Raw genomic sequence first — 21,254 nt, forward strand, 5'->3', positions numbered from 1 at the left:
ATTGCGGTGCGTGACAAAGGGCCGGGGAGATGGCACGCACCGCAAGCGTGTCGGCGACGCAGACGCCGACCAACACGACCGGTAGCGAGGGCTTTGGCCCCGCAGGGGCGATAGCCCGACGCGACGCGGACTGTACTGTGAAGCGAAGCGTAACAGGCAGGCCGCAGGGAGTGTTGGTCGGGGTCGATTCCCGGTGTTCTTCCGGGGACAAGCCCGACACGCACGGCTTGATGAGTGGGGGGTCTGGCCAATTCGATCTGTTTTGAGACGGTTTATGGACGAAAAACAGTTCGAAAGGCCATGGCCTCTCCGAATCAAGGCGTTTTCTCCCGGCTCAAGCCAAGGGCTCGATGCCTGCAGGCTTGAGAAGATGGTCGCAACCAACGAACAGGTCAGCGAACATGTTTACGAATCAAGTATCTTTGCTGATATGTGTCATATACCCAGGTATCTATCCGTTTATACATGATTTAATAATAAGGGGAGTTTAGATCTTGGTGAATAATTGTTAATTAATTATTCCTCTTGCCAATCACTCAGCACTCTCATCAGTTTTCCAGGCAGGTTGAAAATTAATCCTGGCTGATAATTTATTTTCACCGCCGGAGTGGTATTGTTTTGCATTTTATCCGTAAAACTTCTAGCTAATCTAATATTAGCTTTAGAATACAACATGCCATTAATGACTAGCTGATTTGCTGAAGACCCCAAGGCTTCAATTCCATTATTGGCGATATAAATTCCATCAATCCGAGACACTGATTCGGCAATACTAATTTTCCCTTTCACCACCACAATCATTGTTTTACCCGAATCCAAGGCAAAATCACTATCAATGTTTAAATTACCATTAACAAAATAAACTCCCTCACTTGGTTTACCACTCCAATCAGTTCCAGTTACCCCCACTCCATTATTAATCAAAAAATTATTATAAAAATATTGGTAACCATAACTGTTGGAATCATTCGTATTTCGATCTATCCACCAATTATTAGGCAACCCAAAACCACTATTGTCATTAAAACCATTAATGTTTTTATAATTAACAAAAGACACCAAGCCATTGTCAGCATTAGTTCCTAAAACACTCAAAGCTCGAAAACTACTATCCACCGTTGATGGCACTCCACTATCAATCCAACTTTTAGCTTTCACCCCCGCCCCACTTACTTGAAACCAAGCTTCCTGATCTTTAATAAAAGAAAAATCTACTTGTGCCCCGGGATCAACTTCGTAAGCAGACATGTTATTCTGTAAATTAAATTGACTCTCACTGGGGCATAGTGTTGCTCCCGTCCCCAAATCTACTAATCTGGTCATCCGCCCTGTCCCAAAAATTGTCCCGTCAGGATTAGCCATATCACCACCATTAAAAATGGGTAAATAAGTTCTCCCATAGGTAATCTTTGTCGGTCCATAATTGGCTGGTAAACTAGTACTCATACTCACATCGCTATCACCACTAACGTCTTTAAACACCAAACTGGAAAAATCCAAATTAGCATCTACCGGTGTCATAAAACCAAGCTCATTACAAGCTTGGCCACCAGTACCATCATAAAGTGTCCCTGAAACCGGTACCTGACAATCCCAAACTTTTAAATCACCAAAAATATTATTAACACTTGTTCCATAAGAATTACTAACACTTACCGACAAAGGGAAAACCCCACTATTATTACTAGCCGCTCCAAAATCTACTGTAGCTACTAACGTGCCTCCTATTCCTGAACCTGTTAATTTACTCATTGCATAATCATTGCCATGCCAACTTAAGGTAGCTCCACTAATTTCTGCCCATCCCCCTGGACTATTGACACTAGCTTCAAAAATTATCCTTCGGTTATTACTGCTATCAACAAAAACTGGTTGACAAATATTATTTCTGTTTCCGCTTTCAGGTGGCACTACTATTTCATCAGCATTTTTCAACGTTAATAGGGAATTACTAACCACAAAATAACCATTAGCTGAAGTTAGGCCTACATCAACAGTGCAAGTACTATTGACCGCCTCAACATACCAATGGTAAAGCCCTGGAGTGTAACCGGAACTACCCACACCGGTAGTTCCCACCGCCCCACTCCACACTGTTGCTTCATCGCTGTCTTTAACATAAATCTGATAATAATCTGTCAAATCACTATTGGAAGACCACAATAGATCTATGACTGAATTTGTTCCCGTGAGACTATATGAGCTTGGATTAGTTATCGTTCCATCTGGAACCACTAAGGTTGGTGCTTCTGGTGTTCCAGCATCAGCAGTACCGCAAGTGCCGCAATCCGATGCCTGACCACACTGAGGTGTACAAGTATCACATTCAATACAAGCACACGTCCCCCCACAACCATTTCCAATGGTTCCGCAAACACCACTCGGACAAGATGGAGTACAGCCACCATCACCCCCAGTATTAGGTAAATCCCCACTACCGATAGGACGACATTCACCACTAGGAGTTGAATAATAACCATCTCTACAATTTATTATTGGTCCTGATGATCCATCATCACACTCGCACCACATATTAGCAATTGAACACCAAGTTGGACAATTACCCCATTCGTCTGGGGCTGCATTACACTGCACACAACCGCTACCAAAAGTATTATTTGTTTCTACATGACAACCTGGATCACAAGTCAATCCCAAAACCGGCTTAACTGTCATCAATAAACTTAAAAATAATAAACTTAAAAATATTATCTGGCGCATTTTATTTCTAAACCACCAAATTTAAAATCCCAAACCGGTACTCCCCACACTTCCCAGGCTAAACTTTTATCATTCTCATAATATTTGACAATTACTTGATCCCCCTGTCTCATCTTCTTTTGCCAAAGAGCCATATCAAAATAGACATCTTTAGCAGCATAAGTACTTTTATACTCTTGTGCCCTTTTTAAATTCTCTTCACTACATAAATCATAAAAATAGAAAACTGTTTTATTGTCTTGCCTATGGAAATATTTAAGACCTTTATTCCCCCAAACCCAAAAGCCTTCGCCCACTACCCCTACAAATATTCCCCCATATTTATTCTCTGATGAATCCCCAAAAACTTCTTTCTTTAATTTTGTTTTTTCCTCCCCTGTTTTTTGATTGACTAAATCAGCCATTTCCAAATAATACCGGCCACCTCCATATTGATAAAGTCCAAAAACCACTATTCCAATCAATCCCACCAATATAATAATCCACCATCTCATCTCTAAAATTTAAGCATAATTTCCTCTTAATATCAACCAAGCTCCTGTGTTCTCCCCACCAAATCCAAATCCGAACCAAACAACGGTAATTTTTCCAATTCTTCCGGAATGATGGCTGTTTCATTCCACTCGTCAAATAGTTTCCTTCTTTCTCCATTCGGGTCATTTGTATCTTCATGAATTTCCTTGATAAAAGATCCTTGTTTATCAATGTTTAACACTCCACTAGAAACAACACCCATAAAATATGCTGGCGGTAAATAAGGCAATTTATCAAACTTTTCCCTTAAACTTACTTCCGTCCTATCTTCTGGGGTCTCATAATGATCCTTGAAAACATAAGGCGGCACAATAATTGTATATGTCCCGACACTACCATCAGCGTTATTTACTGGGAACACCGCTACCCAGCAATCGTAATTATTTGTCGATGAGTTTTCTGTGAGCAGAAAAAAATAAGGTTTACCTATTGGACTTAATGAACTAGTGTAAACATATTCCTTTTCTGTATTCTTAACTGATTCCGTGGCTACTACTGAAGTTCCATTAATTATTTCTTCCTTGGTTAAAGCATGAATCCTCACAAAATCTGTCAGACCTTCGACCGGGACAATCTCCAACCAACTTACCTTCATTGCCTCCGAAGGGAAGGTAAAGTTAGCTTTTACAAAATCAGGCAATCTTTCAAAATCAGCCACAGTGATTGGGCAATTTTCTGCTTCTTGCCAGGTTCGGCAGATATTTAATCCCTCAAAAGGATCCTCTGTTTCTGTTGGTGCCAGTGTAGCTATTGGCAGTAAGGTCTCGATTGGAGCTTCTTCTATTGATGGTGTTGATTTTTCATCTACACTAGGTAGCGGTGCTGCTTCGACTACAGGGGCTTTATTAACACAAGCTGCTGACACACCGGTTAAAGCCGAACCCACTAACAAACCCTTGACTACTTTGGAATTCTTAATCTTGTCCAAAAACTTATCAATTCCAAATGTTTCAAAATATTCCTTATTTGCTTTTTCCATTGTTATACCAACCCTATAATATGATTGAGTAATTATACAATTCTAAATCTAAAAATCAAATGCTATCGTGAATGCGACGGCAATCCCCTACTTCGCCTCTGAATTAAATCAAAATTCTTTTCTAATACCAATCCAACTTATAAAGAATCTCCTATTCTTCATCTATCCCCTTTCATTTTAAAACCCAATTCAATTCCCCTGATATGTGCATATTTCTTGATGATTTCGACAAATAATGCTCCCCTGCTCTGCCGGATTTTTCCGGAAAGGGCCACATCCTTGACACTGGCTAATATCTCAAAAATAACATTCTGTGGAATTTTATCGGCAATTTTTCGGTAGCATCCAAGACTTTTTGAGTCGCCAAGTTTATCGGCTATTTCTTGCGCCACATAATCCCGTTGAGTAACAGATCCGGATTGGTCTAGTTTGTCGGGCTTTTTTAGACCATACTGGCTCAAAATATCTCTTAATGATTCAACGGTTCCTTTCTCTTCTTTGTTGGAAATTTGCAGATCTTCGTTAACGTTATTTATTATTTTCTTATTAATACTTAACTTCTTTAATGTTGTCGGGGTATCCCGATGCTGGAGTACCCCGATGCTGGGGTATCCCGACAACGGCTCATTTGCCTTATTATCGGCATTTTCCAGTCCAAGTATCTCCACAACGGTTCCAGAGGAAAACGAATTTGTTATGGGGTTTTTGTTCTGTGTCTTTTTTATTAAACCTTCTTTGATCAGCAGATTAATATATTTCCCCGCCGCCTCTCTGGATAATCCAGCGTAAGTGCCTACGGTTTTAGTAAAAAAATTGACAGGTCTGTTATTGAAATCACTTTCAATTTCGCATAATGCCAAATATACCGAACGAATCAACAAAAAGGTCTTTTTATCCTGGCCGTACTTGTCGCGCAGAAAACGCATAACGTTCTTATCCCACCAGGCAATCGGGTTTTTACGAAAAATTCTAACTTGATTATCCATACTCTTATTTGAATGACGTCATGGCGTTATAACGTTATGACTTTTTGACTTTATATACTAACGACTTCTCTCGATTTTGTTTAAAGTCATGAATAATATAAAGAAGCCCTAAACGCGCTACTTCATTCAGGGATGTTTTAACCTTTAAGCTCCGTTTGAGATCATTGATCATATCCTCCGCGGCATAGTTTTCTTCATTCGTTAACCGCAGGGAAGAGTTGTGGGTTTCCGTATTTTCAATCGTGTCTTTCCAAACTCTACAATTGATTTCATGAAGTGATGACGTCGTCACTTCATTATTTACTTCACTCGTTTCTTTGTGAGTTAATGAGACATACTCTGTATGTGGCTGGTTAATTTGACCACTCTGGACTTTCTTCACCGGATTTTCGGATATGGTTTTCACAGGTGGCTTTGTTTTCTGGATGGTATTCTCAGGTTTAATGACGGGTGGGGGAGTGGTTGGGTGTTTTGAAAAGAATAATGATGCGCCGCCTTCCAACTCATTGGAAATAGCCAGGGTGTTTAGCTGTTTTTTACTCATAAAGAGAATAGTTCAAAAATTAATTTCTGATAAGCTTGGGCAGCTTTGGATTTAGAATTGAATGTAAAAATATCCTGCTTATTCATGTGGGCGTCGCGGATGTCCACATTGCGGGGTATTATGGTTTTAAGGACATAATCCCGGTAAGTCTGGCGTAATATTTGCAGGGAAGTGGAGGTATTGATCGTCGGATCGCTCATCGTAAATAAAAAGCCCAGAATTTGTAGCGCCGGATTGAAATAACCTTGCACTTCTCTGATCGTTTTTGAAATCTGCACGATACTGTCCAGTTCAAAATAGCCCGGAGCGACCGCTACCAACACCTTGTCTGCCGCCGTAAAAGCATTGATCGTCAGCCAAGACAACGCTGGGGGACAGTCGATAAGAATAAAGTCGTATTGGTTTTTAATTTGATCCAGTTCGGTTTTTAAACGGGCTTCGCGATGGTCAATAGCGGTGGTCAATTCGATATCAGTATTGGAGAGCAAAATATGGGATGGAACGATGCTGAGGCAGGGCAGGGGAGTATCGTGGATAGGAAGGGGCTTTTTTCCCAGAATAGTGGTGTAGATTGTCTGTTCAAAGGTCAGTTTGGGATAATTGGGGAGCAGCACTTTGGAAGCGTTAGCCTGAGAGTCGATATCGATCAATAGTGTCTTTTTATTTTTATGGGCTAAACCTGCTGCCAGTGAAATGGACGTGGTTGTTTTTCCGGTACCGCCTTTTTGAGATGCAACTGCAATAATCATAACCGTGAACCTGTTCAAAGCCATAACTGGTTCTTTAAACAAGTTGGATAATTCAGGATAGCGGATAGAATGGGTGATTGTCAATCAGGAAAACTGAAGAAGATTTTGTCTTTCATTTATTAAAAATGAAAACGCAGTCTCATCATCTTGTCTTGGTATATTTATAAATTGATATCCACAGATACTTTCTTACTTATTATCTTCACTAAATCACCATACACATTTTCAAAAAAATATACATTGTAATCGACAGGCAATTTTCTATAGTCAAGATTAGGTAAGCTAAAATTATTAAAATCCTTGGCAATAGAATCTGAAACAAAATTATCTATTATGGAACAATCTTTTTTCTTTCCCCAACTAACAATTTCTATAGAAGAATCATAATTGTTCGTGGATAATTTAGAAATTGCAAAAAGAATACAATTGTCAAAAGTAAATTTGATTTCCTTGTCTTTAAATTCAGGGTTAAAACCATACTCTGGCATAGTAACCAGAATTACTCTTGATTTGGAACAATTAAAATCAATCGAAGTTATTCTCAAAGCTGTAATTTTTTTATTTATTTCTTCAAAAGTCATACTGTAAAAGAAAGTTAAAATATTTTCACAGAGCACTTTTTACAATCACCAAGGGTTGTCCTCCTGTCTTTCGACAGAAGGACAATTACCTAAGTGAGCAAAGTGCTCTGTGGCGGTCAATCCATACCAAAAGTAAAACGCTCCGGCGGTTTACCGTCTCGATACGTCGAGATAGTTAAACCATCAGGATGTTGATGTAGGTGGGTGGAAATACCAGGTTCGTTATTGTCTCGAAGAACCTTTCCGGTATCACCACGCTGATTCTGCCAGGCTCCACTATAAAATCCGGGAACCGATCCAGCATCTGCGTTTGGATTGTTTGGAGGAACAAAATTACGCGGAGATATAGTATCCCTAACCTTTCTTTTTTATGGTGAGCATATGGCGACATACACTCGGGTGAATAAGAACTGACTTGTAGTTTTACGCATTTGTAGAAAGCTACAAATCCAATAACAAGTCTACGAAAAGTCTCCTTTCTGGTTTGGAATCAACCGGTGTTTTAAAGAACTGTCGTTATTTTTATCGAGCATATACGATAAATACGACAGCAATAGTCTATATTATTTTTTTTAAAAATCAAGAATCAAGTAATATATGTAGCAAATATATATATTTATGAGCTAATCCCATTATGGGATCGCTTTTCCAGATATCCGAAATCTAAGGGGGTGGATGATTGCTTATGCAATTTCTAAGCTATGTCTCGATAGTACTAATACGCCGGGAACGAACTAGAGGGAATAATGGATAAGGATAATAACCAGCGCCAAATTTTGAAAAATTGCCCAGGGCAATTGGTCTATCAAAGCCGGAACATTTAACCTACCGAGCCAAAAAAGAAATGTTCGAGGAAATATTTTAAAACGATAAACCGCTAAACCATGACGCGCAACAGTTCCTATTATTGATCGCACCAGAGTTGCCAATGGTTGCAGAAGTTTTGGCAGAAACGATTATGGCTAGGGGGATGGTCGTAATGTTGATATGAAGATGGGATAATTATTTCACTATAGTATCCACGCGAGATATTGGTTGCATGGATTTAACCATTCATATACAATGAAAGAAGTATCGAGCGTTTCAAGAAATAATTCCTTTTTATTCGGGGAGGTTATATGCCAGGCACGAAATTGTTCAATTGTGATTTACATATACATACACCATTTTCAGCGTGCTATAAAGAGAAAAGTGTGACACCAGAGATGATAGTCGCGAAAGCCATTGAAAAAGAATTGGATGTTATTGCGATTACCGATCATAACACTAATGAGGGTATTGAGGATATTCTCATTGCCGCAAAGGAAACAAAACTTTTTGTTTTTCCAGGGGTTGAGATTACTGCGGATGGCGGACATGTATTAGCACTATTTGATCCAGACACAGAAGTTGTTTCTAAGATTGATGACGTATTAACATCATGCGGAATTCCTAAAGATAAACGAGGAAAAGAAGAAGCTATTGGAAATGATATAAACGAAGTAATCAACACCATTGTCGGAGATTATGGTGGATTAGCTATTGCAGCACATGCTGACGGAAAAAAAGGATTTCTAAAATCAAATGATCAAGGACAATCTCGTATAAAAATCTATAAAAATCCTAACTTGGCGGCGATGGAACTTATTAATATGCAAAAACACCTTTTCTATTTAGAAGGGAAAGATTCAAATTATTCTCGATCTATGCCAAGTATACAGAACTCTGATGCACATTCTCTTGCAGAAATTGGATTAAAGTTCACAAAAATTAAAATGGATACCCCGTCCATTTTTGGTTTAAAACTTGCTTTAAATGACCCTTATTTACGAGTGAAATTTCCGGAAACATGGGTAGCGACTAGTTATCCTATAATAAAAAGTTTAAAAGTAAGTCAAGGCTATCTTTCTGGCCAAGTTTTTGAATTTAACAGTAAGCTAAATTGTTTACTTGGTGGTGCTGGAAGTGGAAAGAGTACCATTATTGAATTCTTAAGGTTTGTATTAAATCAAGTATCAGATATTAAAGATATAAAAAATGATTGCAAAGGAAAACTAATAGATTTAGCAGGAATTGGATCTTTATTCACAGTCGAAATTGTTAATAAAAATGGCGAAGAATTAATCGTTGAAAGAATATTTGATAATTTCGAAAACCCTATAACAATTTCATATAAAAAAGACAATTCTATTTTGGAAGATATTAACATAAATGAATATTTTCCTATTTCAGCTTATAGCCAGGGTGAAGCCATAATCATTTCCAAAAACCCATTGGCGCAACTAGATTTAGTTGATAAACACTTGGTTATCCAAGAATTTAAAAACAATATCGAAGATGGGTATAAGTCCTTAGATTCACAAATCGATTTAATTTTGAAATTGGAAACCACAATTGAAGAAAAAGAAGGAAATAAAAAGAGTATTTCTACTACAAAAGCAAAAATTAATATTCTCTCCGATGAATTACAAACAATTACTTCTGTTCAAAAGGAACCTGTTTTCAAAACTCATCAAATGTGGAAAACTGAAGAAGATTTTTTTAGAAAATATAAGGATAATATCCCGACAACAAAAACATGGGTTACAGAGTATTTTACTGATCCAAATATACCACTTGTTAATATTGAGAAAATCGAAGAAAATACACCTAACAAAGCTTTAATAAATAGCATTATTAATAGAAATACAGAGATTAAGAAGAGTTTTGTTGACACAAAGAAAGTAATCTTAGACAAAGTAAGTGAAATTGAAAAAGAATTCATAGACGATGAACAAAAATGGAAGGCTCTATTTCAAAAACATCAAGATGATTATGAAGAACTTGTACAGAAATATGATGTAAAAAGAATTGAAGAAATTAATAATGACCTGGATGGTTTGAGAAAAACAAAGAACAAATTATTAGAAAAGAAAAAAGAAATCGACGATGCGGAAAAACAACTTTCTCTTTTAATGAAAACAAGAGGAAAGATAATTCAAACGATCAACGATTCAAAAGGAAGGATATTTGTTCTTAGGGATCAGTATATAAAGAAAATAAATAAATCGATTCCTGAATTAAGAATTTCATTAATTCCTAATAAAATTTTTGGAAAATATGAATCCCTATTGATCGAATTAATGAAAGGTTCATATTGTAAGCAACAAATAATAGATGAAATTATTAAAAATGTTCCCCCGCATAATTTAATACAAATCATAAAGAACAATGATTTACAACGGTTTCAAAACGAGATTGAATTAGGAGATTGGAATGAAAAGATTATTAATCAATTTAATTTAAAGAAAGAGTTTATATATAAACTTGAATCCCTTCGAATTGAAGATTTTCTCGAAATATCTTTTAAGGTAGGTGAAGAAGTTTTTAAGCCACTAGAAAAACTTTCAACAGGGCAAAAAGCTACTGTAATAGTTTTACTTTCAATGTTAGATGGTATTTCCCCAATTATTTTCGATCAACCTGAAGATGCATTATATACACCGTTTATTTATTCGAGCGTAGTAAAACTCGTACGAAAATCAAAAGAGAGCAGACAATTTATTTTTGCAACACACAATTCCAATATTGCTGTTGCATCAGATCTAGATCTAGGAATAGTTCTTGAGAGTACATCTTCAACAACATCAATTGACTCATCTGGTGGATTAGATAATTCAAGAATAAATAAATTAGTAGTATTGCATTTAGAAGGTGGAGAAGATGCGATTAACAAACGATTGCACCAATACCAAATAGAATTCAGTTAGTTTACACTTTTCTAGTATAAAAAATACTAGCATTCCCTTATACCTAGGGATATTTGCTATATTCAGACTTTCCAGGTTTTCCCCTAAAGCTTTTAGGATTTTATTATTTTCAATACACAGGTTCATTCCTTGGACGACAGACAAATCGTCTCGATTTCTGTAAGCTATAGACAATCGAATACAGAAAGGACGGTCAGAGATGGAAGAGAAAATTATCCAAGTGAACGGAGAAGTAAAACTACTGCGGGCGGCGGAAGTGGCACAAATTCTCAATGTCAGCCGAGCGTTTGCTTATCGGTTGATGCAACAGGGAAAAATTCGCACGGTGGCCATTGCTAAATCTCGCCGGGTACGTCCGATAGATTTACAAGATTTTATCAATCAGAATTTATCACCTGTTTGCGATTATTCCCTGATGAAATAGCCATGATTAACACTCTGCTCTGCTGGTCTTACAGTACAATAGCCATGGAAATATTGGACTTTAACAGCTTAATATGGCAGAGCAAAGTCGCCTTTCCTTTTACATTCAGAAAGGAATAAAGGAAATGGCGAAAAGTATTCGTGGTAGAAATGAAGGTTCGATCTCCAAACGACCCAACGGCAAATGGCGGGCGCAATTATCCCTGAATGGCAAGCGGATCAGTTTTGGATCTACATCGAAAGAAGAATGCCAGGTCTGGTTGAGAAAAATGCTTAACAATTTGGATCGGGGCATGGACTATGAAGGCGGAAAGACTAACCTCAAAGATTATCTGGCTTTGTGGCTGGAATCCAATCAAACCACATTACGCCCAAAAACTGCTTACCAATATGCTCAGATTATCAGGTTGCACATCATTCCTTACTTGGGGGAGATCATTCTCAAGGATCTTCGCCAGAGTAGGGTGGAGCAATTTTATGGAGAGTTATTAAAAGCTGGGGTGGGTACCCGTACCATTCGATTGACCCATTCCGTACTCCACCGGGCATTAGAGAAAGCGCTGGGCTATGGTTTGATTCTGAGCAACCCGGCACATGGTGCTGCTTTGCCTCGTCGCAATCAAACAGAAATGTCCGTTCTCGATGAGAGCCAGGTATCCCTGTTTTTAGTTGCCGCTCATAGTAGTCAGCATGAAGCTTTGTATCATCTGGCAGTGATCACCGGTATGCGCCAGGCAGAACTTTTGGGTTTGAAATGGTCTGATTTGCAGTGGATTTCCGGTACGTTACATGTCAGGCGACAGGTTCAACATGTACCCGGGCAGGGCTGGAGTTTCATCGAACCCAAAACCCGGGCAGGGCGGCGAGCGGTTGAATTAGGTGAAGGCAGTTTGCAGGCCTTACGACTACACCTGGAGCGTCAGGAGTTACAGAAGATGATCATGGGGCAACGCTGGAAAGAGAATAATTTAATCTTTCCTTCGTCAGTTGGAACGCCATTGAACCCCAGTAACCTTCGAATGGACTTCAATCGCGTATTAGATCACGCCGGAATCCCCAGAGTCCGTTTTCATGATTTGCGCCACACCGCAGCTTCTCTGATGCTCAATCATGGCATTCCAGTGATCGTTGTCTCGAAAATATTAGGGCATTCCAAACCCAGCGTCACCCTCGATATCTATGGTCACCTTTATCATGAAATGCAGACTGAAGCAGCCCAAATCATGGATCGATTGGTCACACCAATTGAAGTGGATTTACTCGAGACTGCATCAAACCCGATTCACAACATTCATTGAGATGATCAAACTGCACCCATCTGCACCAAACTGCACCAGAAAAAAAGAACCTGCTCAAAAAAGCAGGGTTAACACGCCAGATATGGGGGGTAATAGGGGAGTGTGCTCTACATTTGGCGCCCCCGCCGAGATTCGAACTCGGAACCTACTGATTCGAAGTCAGGCGCTCTGTCCATTGAGCTACGGGGGCGACGTGTAAATTATACCCGAATGTAGCGGGGCATAGATGCTCCATTATCCCCCATAGGTGTATTAATAATTTATCTATACACCATATATATACTTGACAAAACTGTAAAACATTGTATTATATATACAGGTAAGACTCGATAATAGCAAACCTGTTGAAAGATAGGGACGCAAAGCTCTGGGTCTACGGCTGATGCAAGTCAGCTAAGATCGCCAAGCCGCCGAAAGTCTGTTTGCTTTTTAAAGCAAAAGACAACATAGAAGTTACATTGTATATGATGCTATCAACATAGATCCCATTAAGGGATTGAATTAAGCATACATAGGCGGATTGGGCGTTGGCTCTAATCTGCCTTTTTTTTATCGAGTTACCAGAGGAGAATATGGGAAGATTCTTACTGGAGTTGTTGAAGATAGTTTTAGTCACAGCGCTGCTGCTGGTCATCAGCTTTGGCGTATGGATCTACTTCCGCGGCACTCAGCCGATGGACATACCCGAAGCGCGCGGAATCACATTTTGGCAGTTCATACAGGATCGTTGGAATGCTACTCAGGAAGCAGATACACGCGTAAGCGCGCTGCCGCAGTATTTAGGATGCCGTAATGACATCTCATATTATTTTCCTCTTAATTTACGTGGTTCATTCAACTTTGCGTACGCCAGTCTCAACCCCGATTCAAAATTGGCTTATGCGTTTAAATATTGGGAAGAGCAGAAACCGGATGAGGTTCTGCCCAAGCTAAAACCGGTAAATCTTTCGGGTGTTCCCGATGCTTTCTGGTCTTATTTCGAGCGGGCATACTGGCGTGCACTGGTCAGTATCGATTACATGGCAGCTGAATGCAAGCTGGGCCCGGTCAATTTCGATGGAATCCTGGCAGGAAAGTAACATGAAAAACAAAATTTTTCTTTTCTGGATTTTGAGCTTATCCCTACTCGTTTTTGTCAGCGGCTGCCAGCCGGTTTCCATCTATACACAGCGGGCAACCGCCACAGCTTATTCGGCCGACTACATGACCACTGCTATGCAAGCAGCGGAAAATGGCGCCATGGCTTTATGTAACATTGATTTTTCTGAAGATGCGGATGGATATATACAACAGGTTTGCGATACATCCACACAGCTTGGTTGTGATTTCTTTACCAATCAGATCAATCAGGCTTGGAGTGACCTGGAGCGCGCTTACAGTTCGGATGTATTGGAATGCACACCCGCTACCAGCCGCTATATAGATGAAGGTGAACAATTTGGCATGCGCGTTCAATATTGGCAGGTCAATTTACAAGGTACTAAAGGTTGGTCGGAAAATTCGAAAAACCGTGAATATTGGTTGCAGGTGGCAGAAGAGAACAGCAATTGGAAATTGAATCGTGTTTTGACCAGTGATGAGATCGCTTATTACATGGCTATCGATTCAGCGAGTGGAGAGGAATAGGAAGGGACTTGAGGTGTGTATTATGAATAAAAAGTCAATCGCAACCATTCTAGCTTTCATCATGATTTTGGCGACAAACAACCCCGCGTTTGCGGGCAACGGCTACGGTAATTCCGATGATGATTCCGGAGAGAGCAGCACGACTGACTCGGCTGCGCCTGATCCGGGTGTCAGCAGTGGGCAGGATGATACCAAGACATCAACAATCAGGTGGATCCTGCCGCATGGCGATACTTTCATCATTGATGGTGAAGAAGTAAATATTGTCCTCGATTGGGAAAGCCTGGACATTACTTCAGAGCGTGATGCTGGCAATGGTAATGTAACTTTCATCGGTATCGGTGGGTCAGGTGATGAATCCGATTCCAGCAGTAGTTCCTGCGGTAGTGGCAATGGCCGTGGAAATTGCAGTTGTACCTGTAATAATAATAACAACGGCAATGGAAATGGGAATAACAATGGCGGCGGACCACTGCCCAGCAGCGACTGCGGCAATGTGTGGGTAACGCCGGGCTCCATTTCGGCGACTGCTCAACAGATTGCTCCGGATTATGCGGTTGTGGTCAACCAGGATCCTGAACAGAATGGTGTGACCATTGAATGGCATATCAGCATTGCGCCGACAACGGTCAACTACGAAAAATGGAAGATAGTTGGCCAGCGGATGGTTGCGTGCGTCGAGAATGACTCGAACGGACACCAGAACAGAAACGGCAATGATGATGGAAATGGTGAACAGAATCGTTATGGTTGTGGTCACAATAACTGTGGATGTCCCAGTGGTTGGACTGCCGTTATTGAGCATATTTGGGCATGCTCGGTAACCTCCAAGGTTTATAAAGAAAGTGTTGATGAGCTGGTTGCAGGTGCATCGTTGACGCTCGATTCGCGGGCCTGGATCACTGGGGAACTGGCCGATGCTTACCCTGGCGCAACACTGCAGCATCCTGATTGGGGCATAGCGCAGACTCCGGCTTGCATATGGAATGGCGATGTATGTACTTGGGACTTCACGGCGAATATCCCTGTCGTGGATCCGGGTTGGTACGATATCAGATTGAGCGGCGCGACTTCCGGAACACGGGTATCGCCGGCGCGCAGTTTTGAAATTACAGCAGGTGAATTTGGAGTGTATCTACTGGATAACACAGCTATGACGCAGTAAGAACTGAGTTTAGCAATAAATCATGGGAAGATGATGGAGCTAAGAGAATGAAGAAGATATTACCAGTATTGTTGGCGGCAGTGGCCTTTATCGTAGTGCTGTTGATTCTGTCGCCAACACCTGAAGAAAATGTGCTGGTGGCCGCCTATGACCTCTCAATGGGCCACGTAATTGAAGAAGGTGACGTAGTTTACGCTACTTTCCCCAAAGAAATGGTCCCGGAAGATGCGGTTTTTGAACCAAGCGAAATAATCGGGTTGGCATTGCTGACCGGACGTTCACAGGGAGATATTATCCGCGCTTCCAACATTGGATCAGAACCTATGGCCCTGGCACCAAACGAGCGCGCGGTAGCGATTACGGTTGACAACGCGTCCGGTTTAGCGGGTTTGTTGCGCCCTGGAGATCTGGTAGGTATCACAGCTGTGATTGATTCCAGTAACCAGGGAGAAAAAGGAACCTATAGTAAGGCGACAATAGAAAATCTGCGGGTTTTATATCTATCTCCAGAATTTCAGTCAATCGACCCGGACGAGAACATCCTTACAAGCGAAACCGATAATACTTCGGCAACAGTATCGACTACTCGTAAAACAGAAGGCGCATTAGTGCTGGCCGTTTCCATAGAGTCGGACAACATCGTATATGATTTCAAAGATGTGGAACCTGAATTGGGAACGCAATTACGCAATGTGAATGTTGTGGAAATGTTAACTGCCCTGGAAGCCAGTGATGGTGCCCGTCTATATGTATATCTCATGCCGCGTAACGCTGAAGAAATGGTTACCTCTGGTTTATGGCTGCCGGAGCTGGTGATCAAACCCTATAAACCCACACCGACGGTTAATCCTTATGCATTGGAAACACCTACTCCTGCGCCGGTTGTAGTTGGAGGCGAATAATGACTGGATGGAATGCTGAAAACGAAGAAGCCGTAAGCGCTGAAGAAGCAGTTGTCATGCTTCTAGCAGGGCCGCCTTCGCGGGTGAATGCCTGGTTTACCTCATTGCAGATGGATTCCCGTTTCCGTGTAAACACTTTTTCCACGGATCCGCAGGATCTGGAAAACAAGATGGGTTATAACCCCGAAGCAATATTGCTAGATGCAACTATCTTCAGCGGACCTGAAAATCTGACAAATTTCCTTACCAAAACGACCAGCGCGGTATATGTAGTTCTGCCGCGTGAGGCTGGTGATGATGTACGCAAGTCATTGAGCGATTTACCCTCAGTTAGGGGTGTGTTTATCAATGACATAAACCTATCGCAAATGGCCGGCCGTATCTACGCCGAGGTAATTGCCCTGCGCAACCAGGCTCCCACAATGGGGCAGGTTGGCAAAGGCTATCGCACAGAACGCATTGCGGGCGGATTACGCGTTATCACAGTATGGAGCCGCACAGGTGGCAGCGGTAAGAGCACCATCGCGGCGGCTTTAGCGCTGGAAGCAGCCCAACGCGGTATCAAAACACTACTGGTCGGTTTGGGAGTGCCGGATATTTCATTACCGACATTCTTGAATTTGAAGACGACACCGAATTTATTTGGCTGGCTGGCAAACCCTACCTTTGAGGGAGGTATCCGGCCGAATATACAGTCAAAAGGACTGCTGGATGTAATGGTGGGTTTGCAGGATGGGATCAAGGAAAAAGAATTGGTCAAACCGCCGGAGGATCCGGCTTCTATTAATCAATTGGTGATCAACGCTACGTTCGGTGGGTACAGCATCGTAATTCTGGATACACCTGTGTCCGGAGCCTATTTCAATGCCATTTCCGCCAGCAATACCATGGTGATGGTGACCACGCCTATGCTAGACCAGGCAGTGGTTTCCGCAGAAGCCTATCGTATGGCTTTCAAGCGTATGCGTGATCAGCACCGTATCGGTGTCGGCAACGTTTTTGTAGTGCTCAACCGCTATCGCCCTGGGCTATTGAGTTCGAATGAATGGCATGAAGCCGCGGATGCTTATACCCAAACCATGGGTATCGGGCACTTCCCGCCTGTAGCTGAAGTGATTCCGGATGTTCCCGAGGTTGCTCTGGCAGCGAATGCGGGCAGGTCGGTATTAACAGCCGGCGATGATTTTGCCGGTCCGATTCACCGTTTAGGCGATGTGTTATACGGCGGCGGCAGTGGTTCAACCCATGAAGACCAGAAGGTTATGCACTTTGGCCCGATCCGTATTCGGAAAGGGATTGTGGGAGCATAAACCATGTTGGACACTTTTTATCGCACGATAAATGAGGATGAATCACATAAGGTGCTGGAAGAAGGCGCTTCCCGCATGTCGGATGGCCTTACTTTTCGTGATCTGGTTGACCTGGATAGATTAAATTCAACCGCACGCGGCATTATCCAAAAAGTACTGAATGAAAAACGCATTGATGCGGATATTGATACCATTGCCAACCTGGCGCAAAAGTTGGTGGCACGGGTTTCCGGTCTTGAATTTCTGATGCCGCTCTTCAAGCGGGATGATATTTCCAACATTTTTATTAATCCGGATGGCACACTGCGTATCCAAAAGAAAGGCATGAAAACCTTTGAGATTGTTCGCGAGAAAATTGCCGCACAGGAAGTTGATCGCGTAGTAGAAGCGTTGTTGCGTACATCCGGCCGGGCATTATCGGAAGCGACTCCAACAGTGGATGCGAAATTACCGCGCATTGAAACGCTTCCCGGCCTTATGGGCGGCGCGCGCGTGAAGCTGATTCACCCTGTCATCGCAACCGGAAAATACGATTTACCTTCCATCAGTATCCGTTTATATCAAACGGCGCCCGTAACACCGGACGATATTATTGGTTGGAAGGTTGCGCCAGAGATTGTTATCAAGAAATTATTGGAAGTAATCGGAAAGAAAGCCCGTTTGTTGGTTCTCGGGGGCACTAATACCGGTAAGACTACGCTGCTCTCAGCTTTATGCAATGGGGGCATCTATAAAGGAGCCCGGATTGTAAAAATTGAAGACCCGGAAGAGATTTGGCTGGATCATGACCATGTTGTCACTTTGGAAGCCAGACCGGCACCTCCCGGATCATCCGTTCCCCCTTACACGATTCGTGATGGTGTAGATGATGCCATGCGTATGTCACCCGACTGGTTAATTGTGGGTGAAGTTCGTACCGGCGACGCGGCTCTGACTCTTTTCCGTGCGCAAATGAGCGACCACCCAGGCCTTTCAACTTTCCACGCAGAAACACCTGAATTTGCCATCTATCGGGTGGGTAACTTGCTAATCTCTGATACGCAGGAGACCGATATGCGCAATGCCAAGAGTACTTTTGCCATGGCGGTGGATGTTCTCATTCAGGTAGGTTGGTCTGGCAAAGAGCGGCGCATCATGAGTATTTGGGAAGTCGAAAAGATGCTTGTGGATAACGAGGTCGTCATTCATCCCTTATATAGACTGGGTGATGAAGATATGAAACCGATGACGGTCAGGTAATCAGAATGAATAATTTTAACGAAATTGCCGCTAAGATTTTACCTTTTTTGGGAGCTGTCCTGGCTTCTTACGTGATTTATATTATCGGCCAGCAGTTATCCAAGAGTGTTTTTAAGCAAAACACTTCCAACCGGGTTAAACAGATGATTGGTTTCAAGGAAGAACAGAAAGTGAAACCATCCGATTTTGGATCAACCGAGTTCAAGATTCGTCTGGCATTTTCTAAATATCACATCGACGTCTATGAACATGAAAAATTGGCTTTGAACCTGGCAAGGTTAGCGATATCCCTCTTGATGGTCGCTTTCTTACACTTCTTGTTTGGCTTACCGTTGATCACCAGCATGGCTGGCGGTTTAGGCGGCATTATGATTACAAATTCTTTTGCCGCGGGCGCCTGGACAGCCATGTGTAATGAGGTTGATAAAGAAATTCCGATTTTTCTTTCCGGTTTTACCTCGACCATTCAGGTAAACCCCAACGTGCTACAGGCAGTTGAAGAAGAATCCACGGTACTCTCGTTAAATAGTCCCCTGAAAAAATGGCTAATCGAACGTTTTGTACGGCTGGGTCAGGAACGCGGCGTTTCAGCGCTGGAACCATTGGTGGAAGAGGCATTCCGTATTTCAAACTCCCTGGGCATCATGATTTTCCTGATTGGCCGGTTATGGCGGACAGGCGGCATGGAATGGAAACGTTCATTTGCATTAGCATCCTCCAACCTGGAAGGTGTGATGGAAGCTCGCTTAATGGGGTTGGCTGCCGGCAATTCTGCCAAGGGTGCGGTTAAGCTTATTATTGGCGTGACTTTGTTTATCATCCTGGTTATGGCACGCAACCCGGTATTTAAATCTTCAATGGAGACAACTGCTGTTCAAGCTGTCTATGCAATGTCAATATTAACCATGATCTTTGGTTATGGCTTTATGAGCAATATGGTTGATAGCCTGATGTGAGGCAAATATGAACGAACAACTATTAAAACAAATCCTTTTGATCGGTTCAGCGGCATTAGTTGCGATGGTGGTGTATCTGTTTGCCTCTCAATTTAGCTTCGAAAAATCTTCCGGCAAAAGGGTGCGGGAGATGATTGGCAGCAATGCGAATACCTTCTTTGATCGCAGTGGTGAAAAGCTGGTTAATAAAATGAAAACCGGATTTTTAGGATCATGGAAAACCAGCCTATATTGGGCGCAGGTTAGCGGCGAATATTTGACCTGGTCGGTCGGAGGTATGCTGGTGCGCGGATTATTGGCTGCTTTGGGAATCGTAATCCTTATTCTGTTGTTCGGATTGCCATATTTCGCCTGGCTGTTGGTCATATTCGCGATTTTTATGCCTTATTTACTGGTCAATGGCAAGGCCACTGAAACAAAGAAATTGGTCAAACGTTTACTGCCAGAGACAGCCACTGTGATTGCAGCGGAGATGGACGCCGGCAGTACCGCTGGTCAAGCCATCAGCCGTGCCGGAGAATTACCCGGACCTTTAGGCAAGGTTATCAACGATGCAGTCTCCCAATCCAGGCAAAGTGAACGGGCAATGTTCAGCCGCGGCGCCAGCAAAGGCGTTTTGATGGAAGAGCTGGGCCGGCATGATTTACCGGAGCTCTCCCGTTTTGCAATGCAGCTTGACCGGGTGGCATCCAAAGGCGTTGATGCTTCCAGAATTATGATCGAAATTGCCCGCGGTTTAGCGCGCGAATATAAATCGCAGATTCAACAAACGGCATCCAATATGGATAATGAATTGCTGGTTCCCATGACCCTTTTCTTCTTCCTGCCGTTTATTGTCTCTATCTTGGTTCCATTAATGGTGTCTTTGACAGCCGCGATGTAAAGGAAAAATAAGAAATGCTACTGGATTATTTCGGAATCATACTGATGGCAATTTTAGGCGGGGCACGCCTCAACCAGGTATTAACTGGTGAATGGTGGGCGCTGCCGTTATTCGCGCATGCGATGCTGTCAGCCTGCATGTTGGTTCTACACCGAAAAACCAGCCGTCACGCACCGTTATTGCAGCGTTTGATTGCCTGGGCATCTGCGTTGCTGCCATTTGCTGTTCAGGTTAACAATTCTGTTCCAGCAATGAACCGTTTTCTGTCCCTGTTCGGCGTGGTGATTGCCATTTGGGCAATCGCAGCTTTGGGTAAATCCTTTGATGTATCTCCTGCCGACCGCGGTTTAGTCAAGCGCGGCCCCTATAAATGGCTGCGCCACCCGATGTATGCCAGCGAACTATTCTCTGTTATCGTAATTGTGGTGGTTGATTTGAGTTTGCGCAATATCCTGGTCACACTGGTATTGTTGGCTACTCTTTATCTGCGCATCCATTGGGAAGAAAAAATCATTCGCGGGTATGCTGATTATGGAAAACAGGTTCGCAGCCGCGTTATTCCGGGGGTGTGGTAATGGATAGATGCCTGAAAACGCCACTCCTTTTAAGCTTAGCCTTGTTAACGATTTT

At 42.3% G+C, this 21,254-nt stretch carries 19 protein-coding genes, 1 tRNA gene and 1 riboswitch; of the genes, 12 read left to right on the forward strand and 8 right to left on the reverse strand.

Going from position 1 to position 21,254, the window contains the following annotated elements; genetic code table 11:
• Positions 1–516: 516 nt before the first annotated feature.
• The 7 genes from Pelsub_RS06550 to Pelsub_RS06580 all read right to left on the reverse strand — a co-directional run bounded on the left by Pelsub_RS06550 (position 517) and on the right by Pelsub_RS06580 (position 7,130).
• The gene (locus Pelsub_RS06550; RefSeq protein ID WP_126440430.1) at positions 517–2,721 is read right to left on the reverse strand and encodes a hypothetical protein; all 2,205 of its coding nucleotides are present in this window, start codon (positions 2,719–2,721) and stop codon (positions 517–519) included.
• Positions 2,709–3,194, reverse strand: a complete 486-nt coding sequence (locus tag Pelsub_RS06555) for a hypothetical protein (RefSeq protein ID WP_126440432.1) — start codon at positions 3,192–3,194, stop codon at positions 2,709–2,711. The genes Pelsub_RS06550 and Pelsub_RS06555 overlap by 13 nt, the downstream gene beginning before the upstream one ends.
• Positions 3,195–3,247: 53 nt before the next feature.
• Positions 3,248–4,234 (reverse strand): hypothetical protein, encoded by a 987-nt coding sequence (locus Pelsub_RS06560; RefSeq protein WP_116224523.1) that lies wholly within the window; start codon positions 4,232–4,234, stop codon positions 3,248–3,250.
• Positions 4,235–4,392: 158 nt separating this feature from the next.
• The gene (locus Pelsub_RS06565; protein WP_116224522.1) at positions 4,393–5,220 is read right to left on the reverse strand and encodes a hypothetical protein; all 828 of its coding nucleotides are present in this window, start codon (positions 5,218–5,220) and stop codon (positions 4,393–4,395) included.
• 34 nt (positions 5,221–5,254) lie between these two features.
• Positions 5,255–5,764, reverse strand: a complete 510-nt coding sequence (locus Pelsub_RS06570) for a hypothetical protein (protein WP_116224521.1) — start codon at positions 5,762–5,764, stop codon at positions 5,255–5,257.
• On the reverse strand, positions 5,761–6,513 hold the full coding sequence (locus Pelsub_RS06575; protein ID WP_158675012.1) for a ParA family protein: 753 nt from the start codon (positions 6,511–6,513) through the stop codon (positions 5,761–5,763). Before Pelsub_RS06575 ends, Pelsub_RS06570 begins: the two co-directional genes overlap by 4 nt.
• Before the next feature lie 161 nt (positions 6,514–6,674).
• The gene (locus tag Pelsub_RS06580; RefSeq protein ID WP_116224519.1) at positions 6,675–7,130 is read right to left on the reverse strand and encodes a hypothetical protein; all 456 of its coding nucleotides are present in this window, start codon (positions 7,128–7,130) and stop codon (positions 6,675–6,677) included.
• A gap of 1,082 nt (positions 7,131–8,212) precedes the next feature.
• On the opposite strand from Pelsub_RS06580, the gene Pelsub_RS06585 reads away from it, so the two are divergent.
• The 3 genes from Pelsub_RS06585 (at position 8,213) to Pelsub_RS06595 (ending at position 12,543) form a co-directional block, all read left to right on the forward strand.
• On the forward strand, positions 8,213–10,822 hold the full coding sequence (locus Pelsub_RS06585; RefSeq protein ID WP_116224517.1) for a TrlF family AAA-like ATPase: 2,610 nt from the start codon (positions 8,213–8,215) through the stop codon (positions 10,820–10,822).
• Positions 10,823–11,021: 199 nt separating this feature from the next.
• Positions 11,022–11,246, forward strand: a complete 225-nt coding sequence (locus Pelsub_RS06590; RefSeq protein WP_116224516.1) for a helix-turn-helix domain-containing protein — start codon at positions 11,022–11,024, stop codon at positions 11,244–11,246.
• A gap of 73 nt (positions 11,247–11,319) precedes the next feature.
• Complete coding sequence (locus tag Pelsub_RS06595; protein WP_116224515.1) at positions 11,320–12,543, forward strand: site-specific integrase; 1,224 nt, start codon at positions 11,320–11,322, stop codon at positions 12,541–12,543.
• Positions 12,544–12,657: 114 nt separating this feature from the next.
• Here Pelsub_RS06595 and Pelsub_RS06600 read toward each other — a convergent pair.
• A tRNA-Arg gene (locus Pelsub_RS06600) sits at positions 12,658–12,733 on the reverse strand.
• 134 nt (positions 12,734–12,867) lie between these two features.
• Positions 12,868–12,958: riboswitch (cyclic di-GMP riboswitch) on the forward strand.
• Positions 12,959–13,115: 157 nt separating this feature from the next.
• Here Pelsub_RS06600 and Pelsub_RS06605 point away from each other — a divergent pair.
• From Pelsub_RS06605 to Pelsub_RS06645, 9 genes are read left to right on the forward strand one after another with little or no spacing between them, the layout of a single operon-like run.
• Positions 13,116–13,622 carry a hypothetical protein gene (locus tag Pelsub_RS06605; protein ID WP_116224514.1) on the forward strand — a complete coding sequence of 169 codons (507 nt, stop codon included), beginning with the start codon at positions 13,116–13,118 and terminating at the stop codon, positions 13,620–13,622.
• Between the two features lies 1 nt (position 13,623).
• Positions 13,624–14,169, forward strand: a complete 546-nt coding sequence (locus tag Pelsub_RS06610; RefSeq protein WP_116224513.1) for a hypothetical protein — start codon at positions 13,624–13,626, stop codon at positions 14,167–14,169.
• A 22-nt stretch (positions 14,170–14,191) separates the two neighbouring features.
• The gene (locus Pelsub_RS06615) at positions 14,192–15,334 is read left to right on the forward strand and encodes a hypothetical protein (RefSeq protein ID WP_116224512.1); all 1,143 of its coding nucleotides are present in this window, start codon (positions 14,192–14,194) and stop codon (positions 15,332–15,334) included.
• Between the two features lie 47 nt (positions 15,335–15,381).
• Positions 15,382–16,236, forward strand: a complete 855-nt coding sequence (gene cpaB / locus Pelsub_RS06620; protein ID WP_116224511.1) for a Flp pilus assembly protein CpaB — start codon at positions 15,382–15,384, stop codon at positions 16,234–16,236.
• Complete coding sequence (locus Pelsub_RS06625) at positions 16,236–17,546, forward strand: ParA family protein (RefSeq protein WP_116224510.1); 1,311 nt, start codon at positions 16,236–16,238, stop codon at positions 17,544–17,546. Before cpaB ends, Pelsub_RS06625 begins: the two co-directional genes overlap by 1 nt.
• A gap of 3 nt (positions 17,547–17,549) precedes the next feature.
• Positions 17,550–18,785, forward strand: a complete 1,236-nt coding sequence (locus Pelsub_RS06630; protein WP_116224509.1) for a CpaF family protein — start codon at positions 17,550–17,552, stop codon at positions 18,783–18,785.
• Positions 18,786–18,790: 5 nt separating this feature from the next.
• Positions 18,791–19,741: a hypothetical protein gene (locus tag Pelsub_RS06635; RefSeq protein ID WP_116224508.1), complete on the forward strand. Its 951-nt coding sequence runs from the start codon at positions 18,791–18,793 to the stop codon at positions 19,739–19,741.
• Between the two features lie 7 nt (positions 19,742–19,748).
• On the forward strand, positions 19,749–20,624 hold the full coding sequence (locus tag Pelsub_RS06640; protein WP_116224507.1) for a type II secretion system F family protein: 876 nt from the start codon (positions 19,749–19,751) through the stop codon (positions 20,622–20,624).
• Between the two features lie 14 nt (positions 20,625–20,638).
• On the forward strand, positions 20,639–21,199 hold the full coding sequence (locus Pelsub_RS06645) for a methyltransferase family protein (RefSeq protein WP_116224506.1): 561 nt from the start codon (positions 20,639–20,641) through the stop codon (positions 21,197–21,199).
• The last annotated feature ends 55 nt before the right edge of the window (positions 21,200–21,254 follow it).

Origin of the sequence: Pelolinea submarina (genome assembly GCF_003966975.1) — a bacterium.
In the GTDB taxonomy this organism is placed as follows: Bacteria; Chloroflexota; Anaerolineae; order Anaerolineales; family Anaerolineaceae; genus Pelolinea; species Pelolinea submarina.